Raw genomic sequence first — 19,567 nt, forward strand, 5'->3', positions numbered from 1 at the left:
TAAAGTTCCCGTGCCTCCCGAACCAGTAAAGTAATTACCAACTGTTAAGGCAGGTAATACATAACTGTTACAAACTGTTACATCAGGTTGTGGAGCTAACGTTGGTGTGGGTACAATTGTTACATCAAAACTTGTCTCACTGGTACAATTAGGTGTTGTATTGGTTTGAGCAAAAATGTAAATCGTTTGTGAGCTTGTTACAGTTGCACTTGTTATAGGGCCTACACCATTTGGCTGAGTGAAATAACCTCCAACACTTAAGGTTGGTAAAACAAACGAATCACAAACCGTTACATTTGGTTGCGTTGGTGCTTGAATAGAAGTAATAGTTACCACAAAACTTTCTTCAGACGTACAGCTACCATTGGCTGCAAACACATAGATTGTTTGCGAGGCGGAAATGGTCGTTGTCAAAGCAGGTAATAAAGTTCCAGTTCCACCCGAACCGGTAAAGTAATTTCCAACTGCTAATGCAGGTAATACATAACTGTCGCAAGCTGTTACATCAGGTTGTGGAGCGAGTACAATGGCGGGAACAATCAAAACTTCAAAACTTGATTCAGCAGTACAATTAGGAGCCGTACTAGCTTGTGCAAAAATGTAAATTGTTTGCGATGTACTAATCACATCTCCTGCATTTAGTTGCACACCTGTTCCTAACGGGCCTCCCGGTTGTGTATAATACGCATTATTTACACTTAAATCATTCGGTAAAACATAATTACCACAAACGGTAACATCAGCTTTGTCATCAACAACTATTGAATTAAATGTAACCGTAAGTTCATCTGTTTTTGTGGTTTGTCCGCAACTGATATCACACTTATACACACCTGTTTCAGTAACTGTTAAAGAAGCAGTTGTTTGACCGGGTAGCAGTACATTATCTTTAAACCATGCTACTGTTGTGGGATCCCCTGTGAAATCGGCATTAATAGTATAAGTAGTTTGGTTACATAACACTACATCGGGGCCTAAATCTACATCACAACACGCAGCTGCACCGGTGCCACTGGTTTGATTGATATTAAATGTTCCCAAAGCATTTCCAAAATTTGTCACTAATAATAAGTAGTGTTGCCCTACAATTGCATTTGGAATATCAATAAATTCTGTAGCTGCCGCAGAATAACTACAATCAATTACATTGTTTGGAATAGTTGTATTTCCATCCGGGTAGTCGTATAGATTATTACATGCAGTGCTATTAATTTGAGCATTCGTAAAAGGTCCCCATAAGATAAAATCAACATCTGAATTACCTGCAGAGGTTTGATTTAATGTAAAAGTAATTGGACCAGAGGTCTCAATTTCAATGGTAAACCAAAATGGATTTGGTGTAGTAGCCAAACATCCGATACTTCCATAACTTGGCACACCTATTTGATTATTAATTACAGATCCATCTCCACAAGTTAATTGAGCACTGTCGCATTGAGTGGGAGTGGTAATACACAAGTTGAAATTAGCAATCAAGTTAGGCGTTGCAGGCTGTGAATAAACTCTTAAATAATAGGTTTGTCCGGGAGTTAAACCACCAACGATACCACTATTATTAATTTGACAATTTATTTGAGTCAAAGCACTACAGGAAGCTCCTGAATAAACAGCAAAAGCTAAATCGGTTGTAGTACCTGTAATATTATTAAGACTAACGTTGTGAATACTCGCCAAAGCTGTAAACACAAACCAAACATCATCGTCATCAGTTCCGGCACAAGTATTTGGTTCCGGAGATGCTGTAGCACTTGTAATTGTTCCTGCCACTATATTTGTACAAATAAGAGATGTGTTGACTGGAGCTACCAAAGGTGTAGCACAGCTGTCATTTACTGGTGGTGGCGGTGGAACACTTACACACAAATCAAATGTGGTATCCTGCAAGATGGCAGTTCCTGAGCTGTAGATTCGGATATAATAGGTCTGACCAACTGTTAAATTTTGAGCAAAACTATTATCGGGATCACTACAATAAACTAAAGTTAAATTAGCACATGGATCTGTAGGATTTGTTGAGGTAAATAATGCATGATTTAAATTGGTAGTAGAACCTATTACATTTGATAAAGCAATCGTATGAACTGTTTGAGTGGCAACAAATTGATACCAAACATCGTCATTAGGAGTTCCTACACAAGTATTTACTTGTGGTGATTGAGTGGCTCCCTCAATTGTTCCTGACGAAATTAAAGCACAAGTACCATCCGTGTTAACAGGAACAGTTGTTGCAGATTGACAATTATCATTTACGGGCGGTGCTGGTGGCGGAACACAGGTTGTATTAAGGGTAAATACCCCTTGACTTCCAGTTGTACCATAAACATAGATGTAATAAACGGTTCCCGCTGTACTGATAATAGCAACTTCTGATTGAACGTTACAGAAATCATCATTTCCACCTACACAGGTAAAAGTACCACATGAACCGGTTAACACTTGGATTCTGGTGTTAAAGGCAGATCCACATAAAGAGAATGTTACGATATCTCCCGTTCCTATGTATGTATACCATAAACCTCCAGAACCCGGTCCTGTTCCACAAGTAAACGTTGGTGCACCTGCTGTTGTTGCTCCAACGGTTGTTTGTCCTTGCACACTTCCGCAAGTGATAGGAATTGCTCCCGAACATAGATTATTGACTGCAGGACAAAACGCCTGCGTTAAATTAGGGCTATTTCTAAAACAGTTTGGATCGGATCCGTTTTGTAAATTCAGCAAAACGTTTGTTCCATTCGGATAAGGTCCAAATTGAATAACGCCCGGGGCTGTAATAGTTTGCGGAGTGTCCCCAGCAATATTGGAGGTTGCAACAATTGAAGTAGCCGTCCCCATATTGGTTACGTTTGCTGTGGCAAAAAACTGTGCTCCATTGGCACAATCCGGAACTACTGCAAAAGTAGCCGTAAAGTTGGTACAACTGTTCTGTACAATAGTTAAACCATAACCTGTACTTTGCGTTGCCGCTGTAGTTGCCCAAGTTGAAATAACTATATAATAGGTAACTCCAATTGTTTGAGGTAAGACAATTACTCTTGGAGTTGTACTTGATCCAAAAGCACTTGCAATACAACTAACACCAATATTGGCACAACTGGTATAAACAAACATTCCCGACCAAGCAGCTGTGGGTGTCATAGTTATGGTGACAGGAACGTTATTGGTTGCAGTAAACGAGTATACAACGTCATCACCATTTAAATAAGGACTTCCGGTTCCGCAACCGGGAGGACCGCTATAATCATCTCCGTAATTATTAGTATTATCTGCAGTTACATAAGGAATAGAACCTATAAGAATAGGTGCTTCACAAGTTGCTCCAGGAGCAACTGTAGAAAAGTTAAAAGGACCAACCCATGCACTTTGCGAACCTGCGGCGGTACATAATGCTCTGACATAATATTGATATTGGGTGCTTTGCGTAAGTGTCAAGCCTAAAGCGGCTGTGGTTACCGGGTTGCTTGATGTAACAATTCCGGTTCCGGTTGGAGCATTTGGCACTTGAACTACTTCAACTTCCCATTGCGTAGCAGATCCTGCACTTGTCCAAGCCAATGTAGCACCTGTTAAAGAAAAGTTTGATGCGGTTAAATTGGTAGGATCCAAACATTTTTCGGCTACTTTAATATCATCTAGCAACCATCGATCGCCACCAATTGCTGTGGTAGGTTGCGAAAACTGCATAACAAAGGCTATGTAAATATTTTGACCGGCAAAAGCAGCCAGGTTTATTGTTTTTTCTTCATAAACATTAAATACAGCACTCAAGTCATTTTCTGTATATTGCTGTAATAGTGCAAACTGAGTTAAATTAGACTGAGTAGCATTCGTTGAAACACGAATTTGATAAACGGTTCCTTGATTTCCTCCAATAGTAGACCTTGAGAAAAATTTTAATTCGTGTACTCCCACTGCAGGCACTGCAATTTGTTGTGTAATCAACCAATCTTGTGCGGTGTTTCCAACTCCAATGTTTTCGCGATTCATGAAGCCGGTCCACGTACCACTGTTTGTGGGTTGAGTATTCGTACGAATCCAAGAATTTACTGTTCCAACCCCGTTATCGGTAACCAACCAGTTGGCGGGCGGAAAAGCTGTTCCTTCAAAACCTTCATTGATTATCTGGCTAAAACCAACGAAGGAGAAAAAAAGCATTAATAATAGTGTAATTTTTTTCATAAGTGAAAATTAAAAATTGATTTAGTGAATTAATTAGTTAGTAGTGAACCTCAAATTTAACAAAATTTAAGAAATAAGTAACAAAAACTATTTTTTTAACTAAAATTGTTATGTATTATTTACCTTAATGTCAATTTATATTTGCCTAATTTTGCATTTAAAGTAGTTGATATGCTGGAAGTAGAGAAAATAGATTTTGAAAAAACCGTTATTGTTGGTATCATCACCAAACAACAGGACGAAGAAAAACTGAATGAGTATTTAGACGAATTAGATTTTTTGACCTTTACAGCAGGTGGAGAAGTAATCAAACGATTCTTTCAAAAAATGGAAAAACCCAATCCCAAAACCTTTGTTGGGACAGGTAAAATAGAAGAAATCAATCTTTACATCAGAGAGAACGAGGTGAAGACCGTTATTTTTGATGATGAATTAACTCCGGCTCAACAAAAAAATATTACCAAAATTTTAGATTGTAAAGTCTTAGACAGAACCAACCTTATTTTAGATATTTTTGCTCAACGGGCCGAAACTTCGTATGCACGAACACAAGTAGAATTGGCACAATGTCAATATTTATTACCTCGTCTTTCGGGAATGTGGACGCACTTAGAACGGCAGCGTGGTGGTATTGGAATGAGAGGTCCCGGCGAAACAGAAATTGAAACCGATCGTCGAATTGTGAGAGATCGCATTGCCTTATTGAAAGAGAAAATTAAAGTAATCGACAAGCAAATGTCTGTCCAACGCGGCAATCGAGGTGCATTGGTTCGCGTTGCTTTGGTTGGTTACACAAATGTGGGCAAATCTACCTTAATGAATGTAATCAGTAAGAGCGAAGTTTTTGTTGAAAATAAATTATTTGCAACACTCGATACCACCGTTCGAAAAGTAGTGATTAAAAACCTTCCGTTTCTTTTATCAGATACAGTTGGATTCATTCGAAAACTACCTACACAATTAATCGAATCATTCAAAAGTACGCTGGATGAAGTTCGCGAAGCTGATTTATTGCTTCATGTTGTAGATATTTCTCATCCGGAATTTGAAGACCACATTGCTTCAGTCAATCAAATTTTGGCGGATATTAAAAGTGCAAACAAACCCACCTTGATGGTTTTTAATAAAATTGATGCTTACAAACACTTGACTATTGCTTCAGACGACCTTACTACTGAAAAAACCACTAAGCATTACACTTTAGAGGAATGGAAAGCTACTTGGATGTCGAATGTTGGAGAAAAAAATGCTCTTTTCATTTCTGCAGTTAATAAAGAAAACTTTGAAGAGTTTCGCGAAAGAGTTTACGAAGCCGTTCGCGAAATTCACATAAGTCGTTTCCCCTATAATAGTTTCTTGTATCCTGATTATAAAGAAGCGGTCGAAGATTAGACTTTAACCTTTGGGAATCGCATCAATTAATTTTTTAGTGTATGCTGATTTGGGATGAGTATATAAATCATCCGCATCGGCTATCTCTTCAATCCTTCCTTGATTCATAACCATGACCTGATCGGACATGTATTTAACTACCGCTAAATCATGTGATATAAATATATAGGTAAATCCGAAATTTTCTTTTAATTCATTGAGCAAATTCAACACTTGGGCTTGCACTGAAATATCCAATGCCGAAACAGATTCGTCACACACTATTAGTTTTGGTTGCAAGGCAATAGTGCGTGCAATCCCAATACGTTGCCTCTGACCTCCGGAAAATTCATGTGGGTAGCGGTTAAAATGTTCTTCTTCTAAACCAACTCTTTTAAGAATTTCTAGAGCTTTTTCTTTCCTGTTTTTATCATTTTCATACAAATGATGCACCTGCATCGGTTCCATAATTGCTTTGCCAATGGGAATTCTGGGATTTAATGAAGAATAGGGATCTTGAAAAATGATTTGAATTTCCTTTCTTAACTCGCGAATGGCATTTTTTGACAAATTTGTAATGTCCTTTCCTTTATAGAGTATTTGTCCTGCGGTAGCTTTATCCAGAAGTAAAATAGCATTGCCTAATGTGGATTTTCCACAACCCGATTCTCCTACCAATCCTAAAGTTTCGCCTTCATAAATTTTAAAACTAACATCATTTACTGCTTTAAAGCTCACTTTCTTTCCGAAAAGGCCAATCGTAGATACATATTCTTTTTCTAAATTATAGACTTCTAAAATAGGGGGCTGACTGTATATTTTCTCCTGGTTCTTTTGCCGTTCTTCTTTTGAAATCAGCGTATTATCGGTCGTTTGTTGCAAGAAATCCTGAATTGTGGGCAATCTTTTCACTCTGACATCTAGCGAAGGTCTCGAAGCAATCAAAGCTTTGGTGTAATTATTTTGTGGATTTCTGAAAATTTCATCTGTCTTCCCTTGTTCCACAATCGCACCTTTATACATCACCAAAACGCGATCGGCAATTTCTGAAATCAAAGACAAATCATGTGAAATAAAAATTATGCTCATTTTTGTTTCCTTCTGAATGTCTTTCAACAACTGAATGATTTCTTTTTGAACGGTCACATCCAAAGCCGTAGTGGGTTCATCGGCTATTAAAATCTTGGGTTTACACGCAATAGCCATCGCAATCATCACTCGTTGTTTTTGACCCCCGGAAATTTGATGCGGGTAACTTTCTGCAATCTTTTTAGGGTTGGGAAGTTTAACTATTTCAAAAAGTTGAAGAACTTCTTCCTTTAGTTCTTTACCAGAAATTTTCTTATGCTTTTTTAAGATTTCTGCTACTTGAAACCCACACTTCAAGGAGGGATTCAATGAAGTCATCGGTTCTTGAAAAATCATTGAAATTTGAGCACCTCTAATTTTTTGAAATGCTTTGTTACTTAGAGGAACGATGTTTTCATCTTCAAAAATAATTTCGCCGTCCTCAATTTTTGCCACTCGTTTGGGAAGTAACCCCAAAATAGCCAATGATGAAACTGATTTTCCCGAACCTGATTCACCCACAATGCCTAAAATTTCATCTGTTTCCAAATGAAAATTTAACTGACGAATCACTTTTTTATACTCATGCTCCTTTTGAAAGGAGATAGTTAGATTTTTTACTTCTAATAACATATGCGAACTGTTGGAATAAATGTACTAAAAAAGGATGTAAGAAGGCTAAAAAAATAGGAATAAACAATAGTTAATTATTTGGCAAAATATTTAAAGACTCATTCATTTTTGTAGCTTTGAATTAAAAATTTCACAAGTTTGGCGGGTTTAATTAACAATAACTTATTTTGTTATATTTGACCTCTTTCTATTAAATTACTTAAAAAGCTATGAAAAAAACTTCTTTAAAGTTTTTGACTCTTATAAAAACGTTGGTTTTATTTGGTTTTGCAACTTGTTTTGCTCAGAATGATTCGGAAAAGGCAATTATCTTAAAACGGTCTAATTTGGAAGAATTACATAAGATTGAGCAAGAATTGATGAATAATGCGACCATCACCAATCAAAAAATCCAACAACTAGCTCTTGAAAAAGGTTGGCAATTGAAAAAATTAAACGCCGATGGATCCTTTGACGAGCTCGTTGGCATACTTCCCGATGGTAGTCCGCTTTATTATGCTATCGAAAATACAAATGCTGCAAAATCAACACGAGCCAATCATTTAAATACCGGAGGTTCTTTGAATCTGAATTTGAATGGGGAAGGCTTAACCGTTGGTGTTTGGGATGGCGGACCCACACGAATTTCACACCAAGAATTTGGAACTCGAGTAACTGTGGGTGATGGAGCAACCACATTAAATGGGAACAGTTTTCATGCAACACATGTTACGGGAACTGTTGGTGCTTCTGGGGTTAACCCCGCTGCGAAAGGTATGGCTCCGTCAATTAATGTCAAAACATTCAACTGGAACAATGATGTTATAGAAGTGGTGCAAGAAGTTCAAAACGGACTTTTACTTTCCAATCATTCCTATGGTACGCCGGTAAGTAGTATAACGACACCCTGGTATATTGGTGCTTATTCTCAACCCTCCAGAACGTGGGACGAAGTTGCCTATGCAGCACCCTATTATTTAATGGTTGCTTCTGCCGGAAACGATGGGAATGTAGAAAACCCAAGTCCATCCTCTTTTGAATATGATAAACTGAATGGCAACAAAACAGCCAAAAATAATTTGGTTATAGCCAACGCTCAAGATGCAAATGTTGACATTAATGGGAATTTAATAAGTGTTGTAATCAATTCAGGTAGTAGTCAGGGACCCGCAGATGACCTCCGAATAAAACCTGATATTACCGGCAATGGAACAAGCTTATTTTCAACAAATAGCACCACTGATACGAGTTATACAACTTTAACAGGAACCTCCATGTCGGGGCCTAATGTAATGGGGACTTTGGCTTTATTACAACAATATTACAACCAAATCAATGGTAAATTTATGCGTGCAGCAACGCTAAAAGGGCTTGCTTGTCATACGGCAGATGACGCCGGAAGACCCGGTCCTGATGCTAATTTTGGTTGGGGATTACTCAATGCGAAAGCCGCGGCGAATACAATTACGACCAATGGACTAAACGCTTGGATATCTGAAGAAGAGCTATCACAAAATCAATCATTTACCATGACCGTTCAATCGGTTGCTGGTATTCCGTTAACGGCATCGATTACTTGGACAGATCTTCCGGGTGTTGCCAATACCGGCGTTTTAAACGATCCTACGCCAGCATTGGTGAATGATTTGGATATTCGTGTAGCACAAATAGGCACTACCTTTTTCCCTTGGCGATTACAATCAAATGCAGATTTAAATGCCCTGAGAGATGGTGATAATAATGTGGACAACGTGGAACTTGTAAAAATTGACAATCCAAACGGCGGGCTTTACACGATTACTATTTCTCATAAAGGAACACTTGTGCAAGGACCTCAAAATTATTCGTTGGTTGTTACAGGAATAACCTCGGGATTTGCTATTATTCCTACGGGCGAAGATAAAACGGTTTGTTCCAACCAAACGGCAGAATTCGATTTTAACTTCAATTACCAGTCAGGGAGTGCCGTAACTTTTTCTGCAATTAATCAGCCTGCCGGTTCTAGTGTAGTTTTCAGTTCAAATAATTTAACAGCTAGCAGTCCTGTAACGATGACTGTTTCAAACCTTCAAAATGTTGCACCGGGTGAATACACTATTGGTATCGTTGGAACCAATGGAACAGAAACAGAAACCAGAAATGTAAAGTTACAAGTATACAATGCAGTGTTTGCTCCCATCGCACAACAACTGCCAATTAATGGGCAAACAAGTGTCGCAACCTCAACTTCTTTAAATTGGAACGCAGATGTTAATGCTGAGAGTTATATGGTTAGAATTGCTACAGATCCTCAATTTCAAAACGTCATTCAAACAATTAATACTTCTGAAAATTCAGTGGTTGTTTCATCACTTGTAGAAACTTCCGTGTATTATTGGCAAGTGATTCCAAGTAATTTTTGTGGGACATCAACTCAAACGAATTTCTTTAGCTTTCAAACGGGGGCTATTGATTGCGGCTTAACTTTTACTGCATCCGATTTTACAAACGCCATTATTGGTACAACTCCTAACTCGGTTGCAACAGTTCCGGTGACCATTCCGTCAAATTTTGCAATCAATAAAGTAACAGCTGCAATCGCTATTAATCATACATGGGTTCAGGACATGACAATTTATTTGGAAAGTCCTACGGATACAATCATTTTATTTGAAGAACCATGCGGCGGTCAAGACGATATCAACGCAACCCTCGATGATGACGGACTGGCTCTCATTTGTGGCACAAATCCGGCTATCAGTGGAAATGTAATTCCATTTGAAGCTTTAAGTACTTTTAATAATTTGAATGCTTTGGGTACTTGGACGCTGCGAGTGGTTGATAATTACAACCAAGATGGTGGTGCAATTGACTCCGTTGTGTTGAGTTTTTGCAGTATATCTGCCATTCCCAACGAACTGACTTTGGTTAATAATACCATTTTAACCACGACAAATAGTACTAAAATTATCTTGCCAACCGAATTAAATGCTCAAACCGAATTACAAGCAAATTCTAATCAGGTTTATACACTAGTTCAAAACACATCATTGGGCGAATTAAAAAAGGAAAATGTTACCTTGTCCGTAGGAGCAACTTTTACACAAGATGATATTAACCAAAATAAAATCAGTTATACAAATACATTGCTCAATGATGCAACAGATACTTTTAAAGTGAACGTTTTAAATGCCGCAGATGGTTGGTTGCCGAATCAAACAGCAACCATTGTTATTCAAAGTCAATTGAATGCAGCGGAAGTGGATCTTTCAAAAATAGCCGTTTATCCCAATCCAACCAACGGACTTTTAACCGTTAAATTACCTTCAGTAGCTGCAACAACCGGCAATTTGAGTCTAGTTGATATGCAAGGAAGAACAATCATTTCTAAACAAATGGCAGGTTCAGAAGAAATTCTTTCGTTGGAGCATTTGAGTAATGGAATTTATCTATTGACTATTTCTGTTGACAACCAGAAAATAACAAAAAAAATAGTGTTGGATAGATAAATGTAACGATTAGGATTTTTTTAGAAAGCATTCAGTAAATCAGTTTGACAACGATTGGTCTGCCGGAGAGGTTTATTGGTCTCAAATATAGTTTAATACTATGCACTTTTAGTGCATTTCCCTTTCAGGTTCTAAAAATTTTAAACACGAATTACGCAAATTTTTCACAAAATGATTCGTGCTAATTTGTGTAATTCGTGTCAAAAAATGAGTGTTACAACCTTGCAGACTTTTAGTCTGCCAACCAAAAATTTGGACTTCTAGTCCATAGTGGTTTATTTTTTTAGTTCATCCAGCAAAGCATCTTCAATAGGCGATTTTATTTTGATGACTTCGTCAATCGTGTCATTAGGTATAGTCATGGAAAGCACATAATGTTTGATTTTCCATTGGTTGTTCACTTTCACCAACACGCCACTGCCCCTGCATAGTTTCATTTGGGTGCTCAATAACTCATCAAACCAAGCGGTTTTCCCATCGGTTGAGAAATAAATGTTACGTTCCACAGCAGTAAAACTCCATGCTTTCCCTTTGTCGAAATAAGGTTTTGCAAATGCGATAAAAGCTTTCTTATCCCAATTTTCTGTAGCATCGGTGCCAATGAAAACAGCATCTTCGGTCATCGCATCAAAATAGGCATTGAAATTGGCATCTGCCGCCGCTTTGTGCCAAGCATCTATGAGTTTGTTAATGGGTTCTTTCGGTTGGTTTTGTGCAAACAAAGCAAAACCGGAAAGCAGCAGAATGTAGCGTGTTATTGTATATTTCATGAGATTACTAGTTAATTTATCATTTACGGGGTTTTTAATACCAAGTAAATATACTAATTTTATCACTTACTTTAAATTGATGATTATGAAACTTTTCCGTTTTTTGCGTTTGTTTGTTTTAACTTTCGTATTGAGTATTTTCTTTATTTTTTCAAAGTGTTCAACCAAAGAGCCAAAAGAAGTTGAAATCAAAAATGAAATAAGCGAAAGCATAGAAAAAACATTTGTGTTAACTTCGTTTGACAGTATAGCATTAGATACCTTTTTTACAAAGTATCCAAAATTGGCGATATATAAAAAGCAAGTAACAACCACCTATACCCGTCACACGTTTAACTATTTGTGGTTTGATTTAAAAGGAAGAAAAGAAACAGCAGAAGTACTTTACAATAGGTTGAACAGTTTGCCGGAAGAAGGACTTACCGCCGCCATTCCTTATAAAGAAGTATTTGAAGGATTGTATTTCAGTGATAATTTAGCTCCAAATTTAGAAACCGAATTATTGCTCACCTCTTACTATTATTTTTATACCCAAAAAGTTTTACGTGGCATTGATCCTTCGAAAGCAAAGGAATTGGGATGGTATTTACCCAGAAAGGATGTTTCCTATGAAGATTTATTAGATTCGTTATTAATCCATCCCACGAAAGTAGATAAGCAATCGCAACTGATGGGGCAGTATTACCAATTGAAAGAAGCTTTACAAAAATATCAAGCAATTGAAAAAAAGGGAGGATGGCCAATTATTGCTACCGAACCTTCATTTAAATCGTTTAAACCCGGCGACAGTTCTGCTGTTATAGGTCTGATTCGCAACCATTTATACCTAACCAACGACCTAAGTGCAAATTCAAAGAGTAACCGTTATGATGATGAATTGAAAGAAGGATTGTACAACTATCAATTACGTAATGGTTTTAATGCGGATTCCATTATTTTGCCAAAACATATAAAGGACCTGAATATTCCTATTTCGGAACGCATCAAAACATTGGAGGTAAATATGGAACGATGCCGATGGATTCCTGTAGAATTTTCAAAAGCCAAAGAATTTATTGTAGTGAATATTCCTTCTTATCGAATGACTTATTTTAAGAATGGGGCACCAAAAGTTGTTTCGAAAGTTGTGGTTGGAAATGTAATGAATAAGACAGTAATTTTTAGCGGAGAAATGAAGCACATTGTTTTTAGTCCGTACTGGAATGTTCCTTCAAGTATTATTAAAAAAGAGATTAAGCCGGGAATGGCTCGTAATAAAAACTATTTAGCCCAGCATAACATGGAGTGGAACGGTGGAAATGTGCGGCAAAAACCCGGTCCAAGAAATTCATTGGGATTGGTCAAGTTTTTATTCCCAAATTCCAACAGTATTTATTTGCACGATACTCCTTCAAAAAGTTTGTTTAATGAGGAAACCCGGGCTTTTAGTCATGGGTGCATCCGCGTTGCGAAACCTAAAGAGTTGGCCTATGCGTTGTTGGAAGACGACCCGAAATGGACCAAAGAAAAGATTGATGCTGCCATGAATAAAGGCAAGGAAACTTGGTATAATTTAGATCGAAAAGTTCCGGTTTATATAGGTTATTTTACTTCTTGGGTTGATCAAAACGGAGTAGTACATTTTTATAAAGATGTTTACAGCCGCGATGATCGTTTGGCAGAAGTATTAGCTCAAGAATAACAACCTTATCAGAATTTTTCATTGTGCTGCGAAAGGTCTAAGCCAAGTGCTTCCGATGCTTCGGAAACGCGAAGTGGGATAAAGAAATTGGTTACCTTATACAATACAATAGAACAAAAAAAGGTGAAAGCTGCCACTAAAACTAGGGCAATCATGTGATGTGCAAAAACGGACCATCCGCCATGCATCAAGCTCGCGTTTTCTCCTTGTGCAAAAATGGCAGTGAGAATCATTCCCATAATCCCACCCACGCCATGACAAGCAAATACATCAAGGGTGTCATCTATGGCTTTTAGTTTTTTCCAGTACAACATTTTGTTGGAAGCGATTGCTGCAATGAATCCGAAGAAGATACTTTGCGGAATGGTAATAAAACCCGCCGCTGGAGTTATAGCGACCAAACCTACAACAGCACCGATACATGCTCCAAGAGCGGAAGCCTTTCGGCCGTTGATGCGGTCAAAGAAAATCCATGTCAGCATGGCCGACGCCGACGCTACAGTTGTGGTTGCAAAGGCAAGAGCTGCAGTACTATTTGCCGCCAAAGCAGAACCGGCATTGAAACCAAACCATCCAAACCACAACATTCCGGTTCCTAAAAGTACAAAGGGGATATTGGTAGGAATGTGGTCGCTGTTTTTGCGTTTGCCTAAAACCAGCACGCCTGCTAAAGCAGCAAAACCGGCACTCATGTGCACCACGGTTCCACCGGCAAAATCTTTTACGCCAAAGTAGCTTCCCAATAATCCATTGGGATGCCAAACCATGTGGCACAGTGGGGTGTAAATGAACAATGTAAACAAACAAATGAAAAGCAGATACGAGATGAATCGCACCCGCTCGGCAAAAGAACCTGTAATAATTGCAGGTGTAATGACGGCAAATTTCATTTGGAATAGGGCAAAAAGGATGAACGGTATGGTGGAAGCCATTTTGTTGTGAGGCAAACTTCCTACTTGGTCAAAAAACGCAAATTGCGTTGGGTTACCAATGAGTCCGTAATGAGTACCATTGAAAGTAAAACCCATCGAATCACCAAAAGCCAAACTAAATCCAACCACAACCCAAAGGAGGGTGACCACACCTAAACAGATAAAGCTTTGCAGCATCGTAGAAATAACATTTTTTTTGCCCACCATTCCGCCATAAAAAAAGGATAAACCGGGCGTCATGAGTAAAACGAGGCAAGAAGAGGTCAGCAACCACGCCACGTCGGCTGTAACAATAGTGTCGGCAGCATTAAAAGATCCTATTGCATCTGCCACAGTCGGCGTCCAAAACAAACCACTAATAGCAAGGAGGCTCATCACTACGAACGGCACAATCCATCTTTTCTTTACTTTCATAAGCACCCCTATTTTTTATAGGGTAAAAATAGTAAAATATGTAAAAATTGATTTACCACCTATTTAAAAAATTAGGTTCCTATGCAATTTTTATCAATAAATTGATTTTTTGTTTACTTTACTTATTTATAATAAAATTTCTAGCAGAATAGATTGAGAAATTGCCAAAGCTTAAAATAGCAATGATTTTGAAAATAATTTTACATAAGCGTTTTAAAAGCAAATACAGCTAAAAGAATAAATAATGCTAATTTATTCAACCTCAAACGTTTTAGTTCATTTCTTTAACAAAATGAATAGCACGGGTTCTTTTGTAATTTAGTATTTTTAGCAAAAAATATGATAAAAATGATTCCAGAAGCCTATAAAATTAACGAGCCTTTGCATCAAGATACATATTTAGTAGATGGTGTTTTGAAAAAATGGACGGGTGCTACCACTCCGGTTTATTCCACTATTTCATCAACCGACGATTATGCCCCTACATTTTTGGGAAGTACGCCTGCAATGGATGCCGAAGCGGCAATGGAAGTAGTTTTGTCATCAGAGGCTGCTTACAATAATGGTCAGGGTTTGTGGCCCACAATGAAAGTAGTCGATCGAATTAAATGTGTTGAAGATTTTGTCACCCAAATGAAAGCAACGCGAAGTGAAGTAGTAAAGTATTTAATGTGGGAAATCGGGAAATCATTACCGGATTCTGAAAAGGAATTTGATCGAACCGTAGAATATATTTATGACACCATTGAAGATTATAAACAATTGGATCGCAACAGTGCCCGTTTTACTAAAAGTCAAGGGGTGAACGCCATGGTTCGCCGTGGTCCGCTAGGTGTGGTACTTTGTTTAGGGCCGTATAATTATCCGTTGAACGAAACATTTACATTGCTTATACCCGCAATAATTATGGGAAATCCCGTAATTTTTAAACCGGCAAAGCATGGTGTTTTATTGATTTCTCCATTGTTGGAAGCGTTTCAAAGTAGTTTTCCAAAAGGGGTGATTAATATCATTTACGGTCGTGGCAGAGACGTTGCTTCTCCCATTATGAAATCGGGTAAAGTGGCCGTTTTGGCTTTGATTGGAAACAGTACTTCGGCTATCGCTTTGCAAGACCAACATCCAAATAAGAATAGATTGCGATTGGTTTTGGGACTTGAAGCCAAGAATCCTGCCATTATTTTACCCGATGCCGATTTAGATTTGGCTATTCAGGAATGTATTACCGGAACACTTTCGTTTAACGGACAACGATGTACGGCTTTGAAAGTTGTATATGTTCATGAAAGCATTGCCGCAGAATTTAATCGAAGATTTGCTGAAAAAGTCGATGCATTGCCATTTGGTAATCCGTGGGAAAAAGGAGTTTTATTAACGCCATTGCCTGAGAAAGACAAACCGAACTATATCAAAGGATTGATTGAAGATGCTCAAACGCATGGTGCTAAAATCCTTAATACTAAAGGCGGACAACTTTCTGAAAATTATATATTTCCTGCCGTTTTATTTCCGGTCAATAAAAGTATGCGTTTGTATCACGAGGAGCAATTTGGACCGGTAGTTCCAATTATGACATTTAAAGACATTCAGGAACCGTTGGATGATATGGCAGAATCGAATTACGGACAACAAGTAAGTTTGTTTGGAAAAGACATCCGAACTATTGCTCCCTTGATTGATACGTTGGTGAATTTAGTTTGTCGAGTAAATTTAAACAGTTCGTGTCAACGCGGTCCGGATATTTATCCGTTTACGGGGAGAAAGGATTCAGCGGTTGGAACGTTGAGTATTCACGATGCGTTGCGTTCGTTTTCGATACGAACTTTTGTCGCTTCGAAAGACAATGCCTATAATAACGAGATTTTGCAGGCGTTGTTGAATAGTAAGGAGTCGAATTTTATTACTACAGATTATATATTGTAAGGTTCTAAGGTGCTGAGGTACTAAGGTGCTAAGGTTTTTAAAGTTTAAGGTTGTTTAAGGAGGACTGCCTTCGGAATTGCATTCCGATGCGGCACGAGGTTACCACGGCGTTTCTCGCAGGCTTGAAACTACTCGCAATGAATGTGATAGGCTCATATGAGGTCAAGCATTAATGTAACAAATTCTTTTTTTTGAAATTGACCGTATTAATTGGTTGGCTATTTTAGAGTAAACTCCCATTCTACAAGTGCTGTATTTGGAACATTTGCAGGTTTTGCACCTTCGCTATATTCCATGTCCGACCATTTTAAAGGGCCTTTGGGTCCGTAGGCAATTACGGTTACTTTATTGCGGGAGGGTTCCACTTTTACTTCTACAAAGCTTTGAAAAAACGGTGCTTTGTTGTAATCAAAAGCGGCACTCAGCCATTCGGCACTAAAAGGCCAACCGTTGTGTGTTTTTGTCCAGTACCAAGCCGGTTGTTTGAGAATACCGTTGTTTGCTTCAATTTTTTTAATTAATGGAGCGGCCGCAGGGTAATGGGCCCATACCTTTTGAGCCATTTGTTCTTTCGGTTTTAATGCCGCACCCAAACTTAGGTACGCACCGCCGCCGCCGTTGACAAAATGGTACATGTTTTTATCTTGTCTACTGCTGGTTGGGGGTTCTACATAATATTCTAAATCGTGTGTATCACCTGCCATTGCAATGGTTGCTCCGGCTTCTTTCAATAAAAGATGCAATTTTTCAAAATCGGGATTCATGTTTCCCTGGTATTCGCCAATGGCATAAAACGGATGTCCCAAAAGCACAAAAATAAATTTTCCCTTAGCGGCAGCTAATGCTTTTTTTAGCCAATCCATTTGTATGTCATCGATGCGACGACCGATGCCTGTTTCAATGGTAATAAAGGCAAAGTCTTCGGTTTGCAGTTGGAAATACGGTGCTTTTTGAAATCCGGTAGGGACATCGTATTCACTTCTTAAACGGGCTGCTTCTTTAATTTGAGCACTTACTTTTTCGCTACCTGCTGAGGTTAGATTTAAATCGGCGTTGCGGCGGGCATGCATGGCTAATCGGGCAGAAGTTGAATCGAAGAACGTTGCTGCAAATCCTTCCAATGCATCATACCAGTCGTGATTTCCCGGAATTGCATACACGGGTTTGTTGACCCCTTTCATCGGCAACCAAAAGTTTTTTTCATAGTCTTTCATCGCTCCATCGGGATAGACCACATCACTTGAAATAACTACAAATTTCACAAGGTCTTTGTATGCATTTCTAACAATTTGGTCGTGGAGAATGTATTGGGAGGCGTCTCCCTCACCGGGATCACCAATGATTAAAAAAGAAAAATCGTTGGTAGCAGTAACACCTGTAGGATTGATTTGAAAACTTGCTGCCGTAGGATTGCTTTCTACTGCTTTCACCATTTCTGTTCGCCACTGATCGGTGCGTTTGGCTGCCCAACTGTCCCAGATTCCTGAAGCCCAGTTTTCGGTATCAAAATACCAGCTCATGCCAAATACCGGAATGATTGCTGCCAAAAGTGCTGCAAAAGGCAAACCCATTTGCAAACCCGTACGCAAAGCTGTTTTAAAGGAATAACCTGCTTTTCTGATGCGGATGTATCTTCGGGTTCTAGCTTCCAGCCGTTGTTGGATAATATTACGAGGGTGAAATTTTGGACGTTCATCGCTGGGGACTTTCATTACCCAAAGCCACGTTTTCTTTTCAAAAGGCCGAAATAATTTGCTTACACCACTAAAGAAGGGAATGAGTACCAGATAGGCAATGATTAAGGCGATGACCATATCGCCTACCAAGGCTACCAGTGGCGATAAAATGCCATAGGCAGAACGGTCAAATCCCATCCGACCAAGGTGAATAAAAAAGAGAATGAGTAAAAAAGTGATGATCCAATGGCGGTCTATTTTGGCACGTTTGACTTCCTCTTGTTCGATATTTTCTGCGATAGCTACAATTTCCGGATGATCTTGTAGATCCAATGATTCCATGATGTCTTCGCTTACTTCATCCATGACACCTAATTTGGCGTTGAGTATCTCAAATCCCATTCCTACAATACGCAGACCACCTGTGATTGCCAGAATCCATAACTGTGCTTTGCCTTGAAACAGGAATAATGTAAACAGTATTCCCATATTCGCCAAAAATGAAAGGAGGTTGGCTGTGAATGGTTTTTTTTCTTTTCTGTTGTTAAGTAATGAGATACCCTGCCTTATAAAATCGATACCAAACAGCATCGATGCAAAAAGATACAACGCATTTTCGTCAAAGAGTTTTGCATTGATTAAAAGCAATCCAAGCAAAAAAGAAATCAATGCACTGATATGAGCTGAAGTGCGTTCCTTTGCAGTTGCTCTTTTGAATCCTTGAATAAAAACCAATACAGCTGCCCAAACCAAGAATCCACCGATGTCTTCGATTCGGGAAGTTTCAAAAAACGGATTGAAAAGTGCCAAGGCCGCAAGTAAAAATGCGATTCCTGCGAAGATGATTTGTTTAAAACGATCGGTTGTAAGGAATTTTTTCATCTCTCAGTTCGCAGGTGTTTAATTAAAATCACAGTTTTTTTTAAATACTCTTTTCAAATATACGAATTGGATTGAAAAAATGGTGAGGTGAGGGAAAGCGTCTTTTCTATTTTTTAAATTTTTTGCTACAGATTCATTGATTGTTGGTTGCTAGGAATTACACGAATTTTTTCTCACTGAAAACTCGGAATTGGATGTTGTTGATTGTTTGGTGGGTTTGACCTTCGGTCTGGAATTTTTGGTAAAGTTTGACACGGATTGCACGAATTGCACGAATTTTTTCTCACGGAAAACACGGAAAGCACGGAATTTATGTTGTTGTGTGTAGATGTTGCTATTCCTCTTGTTGATTAGATTGCTTTTTTTGCCGCTGATTCACTGATTCTTTTTTGCCACGAATTACACGAATTTTTTCTCACTGAAAACTCGGAATTGGATGTTGTTGATTGTGTGGTGGGTTTGACCTTCGGTCTGGAATTTTTGGTAAAGTTTGACACGGATTGCACGAATTGCACGAATTTTTTTCTCACTGAAAACAGGGAAAGCAGGGAATTTATGTTGTTGTGTGTAGATG

9 protein-coding genes are annotated in these 19,567 nt (G+C 38.5%); 4 read left to right on the forward strand and 5 right to left on the reverse strand.

What is annotated here, in order from left to right; genetic code table 11:
- On the reverse strand, window positions 1-4,176 hold a 4,176-nt coding region (locus ACIQ2S_RS03555), incomplete at its 3' end, for a choice-of-anchor J domain-containing protein (RefSeq protein ID WP_396172757.1).
- A 171-nt stretch (window positions 4,177-4,347) separates the two neighbouring features.
- Here ACIQ2S_RS03555 and hflX point away from each other — a divergent pair.
- A complete protein-coding gene (gene hflX / locus ACIQ2S_RS03560; protein ID WP_396172759.1) occupies window positions 4,348-5,568 on the forward strand; it encodes a GTPase HflX in 1,221 nt (406 codons plus the stop codon).
- A 3-nt stretch (window positions 5,569-5,571) separates the two neighbouring features.
- Here hflX and ACIQ2S_RS03565 read toward each other — a convergent pair whose 3' ends face one another.
- Complete coding sequence (locus ACIQ2S_RS03565; RefSeq protein WP_396172763.1) at window positions 5,572-7,248, reverse strand: ABC transporter ATP-binding protein; 1,677 nt, start codon at window positions 7,246-7,248, stop codon at window positions 5,572-5,574.
- Between the two features lie 209 nt (window positions 7,249-7,457).
- Here ACIQ2S_RS03565 and ACIQ2S_RS03570 point away from each other — a divergent pair, with 209 nt between their 5' ends.
- Window positions 7,458-10,715 carry a S8 family serine peptidase gene (locus ACIQ2S_RS03570; protein ID WP_396172765.1) on the forward strand — a complete coding sequence of 1,086 codons (3,258 nt, stop codon included), beginning with the start codon at window positions 7,458-7,460 and terminating at the stop codon, window positions 10,713-10,715.
- Window positions 10,716-10,990: 275 nt separating this feature from the next.
- Here the strand turns inward: ACIQ2S_RS03570 and ACIQ2S_RS03575 are convergent, their stop codons facing one another.
- The gene (locus ACIQ2S_RS03575; RefSeq protein WP_396172767.1) at window positions 10,991-11,485 is read right to left on the reverse strand and encodes a nuclear transport factor 2 family protein; all 495 of its coding nucleotides are present in this window, start codon (window positions 11,483-11,485) and stop codon (window positions 10,991-10,993) included.
- Between the two features lie 85 nt (window positions 11,486-11,570).
- On the opposite strand from ACIQ2S_RS03575, the gene ACIQ2S_RS03580 reads away from it, so the two are divergent.
- Window positions 11,571-13,166: a murein L,D-transpeptidase gene (locus ACIQ2S_RS03580; RefSeq protein ID WP_396172769.1), complete on the forward strand. Its 1,596-nt coding sequence runs from the start codon at window positions 11,571-11,573 to the stop codon at window positions 13,164-13,166.
- An 8-nt stretch (window positions 13,167-13,174) separates the two neighbouring features.
- Here ACIQ2S_RS03580 and ACIQ2S_RS03585 read toward each other — a convergent pair whose 3' ends face one another.
- Window positions 13,175-14,512 (reverse strand): ammonium transporter, encoded by a 1,338-nt coding sequence (locus ACIQ2S_RS03585; RefSeq protein WP_396172771.1) that lies wholly within the window; start codon window positions 14,510-14,512, stop codon window positions 13,175-13,177.
- A 342-nt stretch (window positions 14,513-14,854) separates the two neighbouring features.
- On the opposite strand from ACIQ2S_RS03585, the gene ACIQ2S_RS03590 reads away from it, so the two are divergent.
- A complete protein-coding gene (locus ACIQ2S_RS03590) occupies window positions 14,855-16,435 on the forward strand; it encodes an NADP-dependent glyceraldehyde-3-phosphate dehydrogenase (RefSeq protein ID WP_396172775.1) in 1,581 nt (526 codons plus the stop codon).
- Between the two features lie 218 nt (window positions 16,436-16,653).
- On the opposite strand, the gene ACIQ2S_RS03595 is transcribed toward ACIQ2S_RS03590, so the two are convergent.
- On the reverse strand, window positions 16,654-18,993 hold the full coding sequence (locus tag ACIQ2S_RS03595) for a metallophosphoesterase (RefSeq protein WP_396172773.1): 2,340 nt from the start codon (window positions 18,991-18,993) through the stop codon (window positions 16,654-16,656).
- Window positions 18,994-19,567: the final 574 nt, after the last annotated feature.

This window comes from Flavobacterium sp., assembly GCF_044371705.1.
Lineage (GTDB): Bacteria > Bacteroidota > Bacteroidia > Flavobacteriales > Flavobacteriaceae > Flavobacterium.

What these genes read in the sequence shown, in the direction of transcription:
- ACIQ2S_RS03575 (WP_396172767.1), bottom strand. Translation starts at nt 11,485, where the DNA reads ATGAAATATACAATAACACGCTACATTCTGCTGCTTTCCGGTTTTGCT.
- ACIQ2S_RS03565 (WP_396172763.1), bottom strand. Translation starts at nt 7,248, where the DNA reads ATGTTATTAGAAGTAAAAAATCTAACTATCTCCTTTCAAAAGGAGCAT.
- ACIQ2S_RS03580 (WP_396172769.1), top strand. Translation starts at nt 11,571, where the DNA reads ATGAAACTTTTCCGTTTTTTGCGTTTGTTTGTTTTAACTTTCGTATTG.
- ACIQ2S_RS03585 (WP_396172771.1), bottom strand. Translation starts at nt 14,512, where the DNA reads ATGAAAGTAAAGAAAAGATGGATTGTGCCGTTCGTAGTGATGAGCCTC.
- hflX (WP_396172759.1), top strand. Translation starts at nt 4,348, where the DNA reads ATGCTGGAAGTAGAGAAAATAGATTTTGAAAAAACCGTTATTGTTGGT.
- ACIQ2S_RS03570 (WP_396172765.1), top strand. Translation starts at nt 7,458, where the DNA reads ATGAAAAAAACTTCTTTAAAGTTTTTGACTCTTATAAAAACGTTGGTT.
- ACIQ2S_RS03595 (WP_396172773.1), bottom strand. Translation starts at nt 18,993, where the DNA reads ATGAAAAAATTCCTTACAACCGATCGTTTTAAACAAATCATCTTCGCA.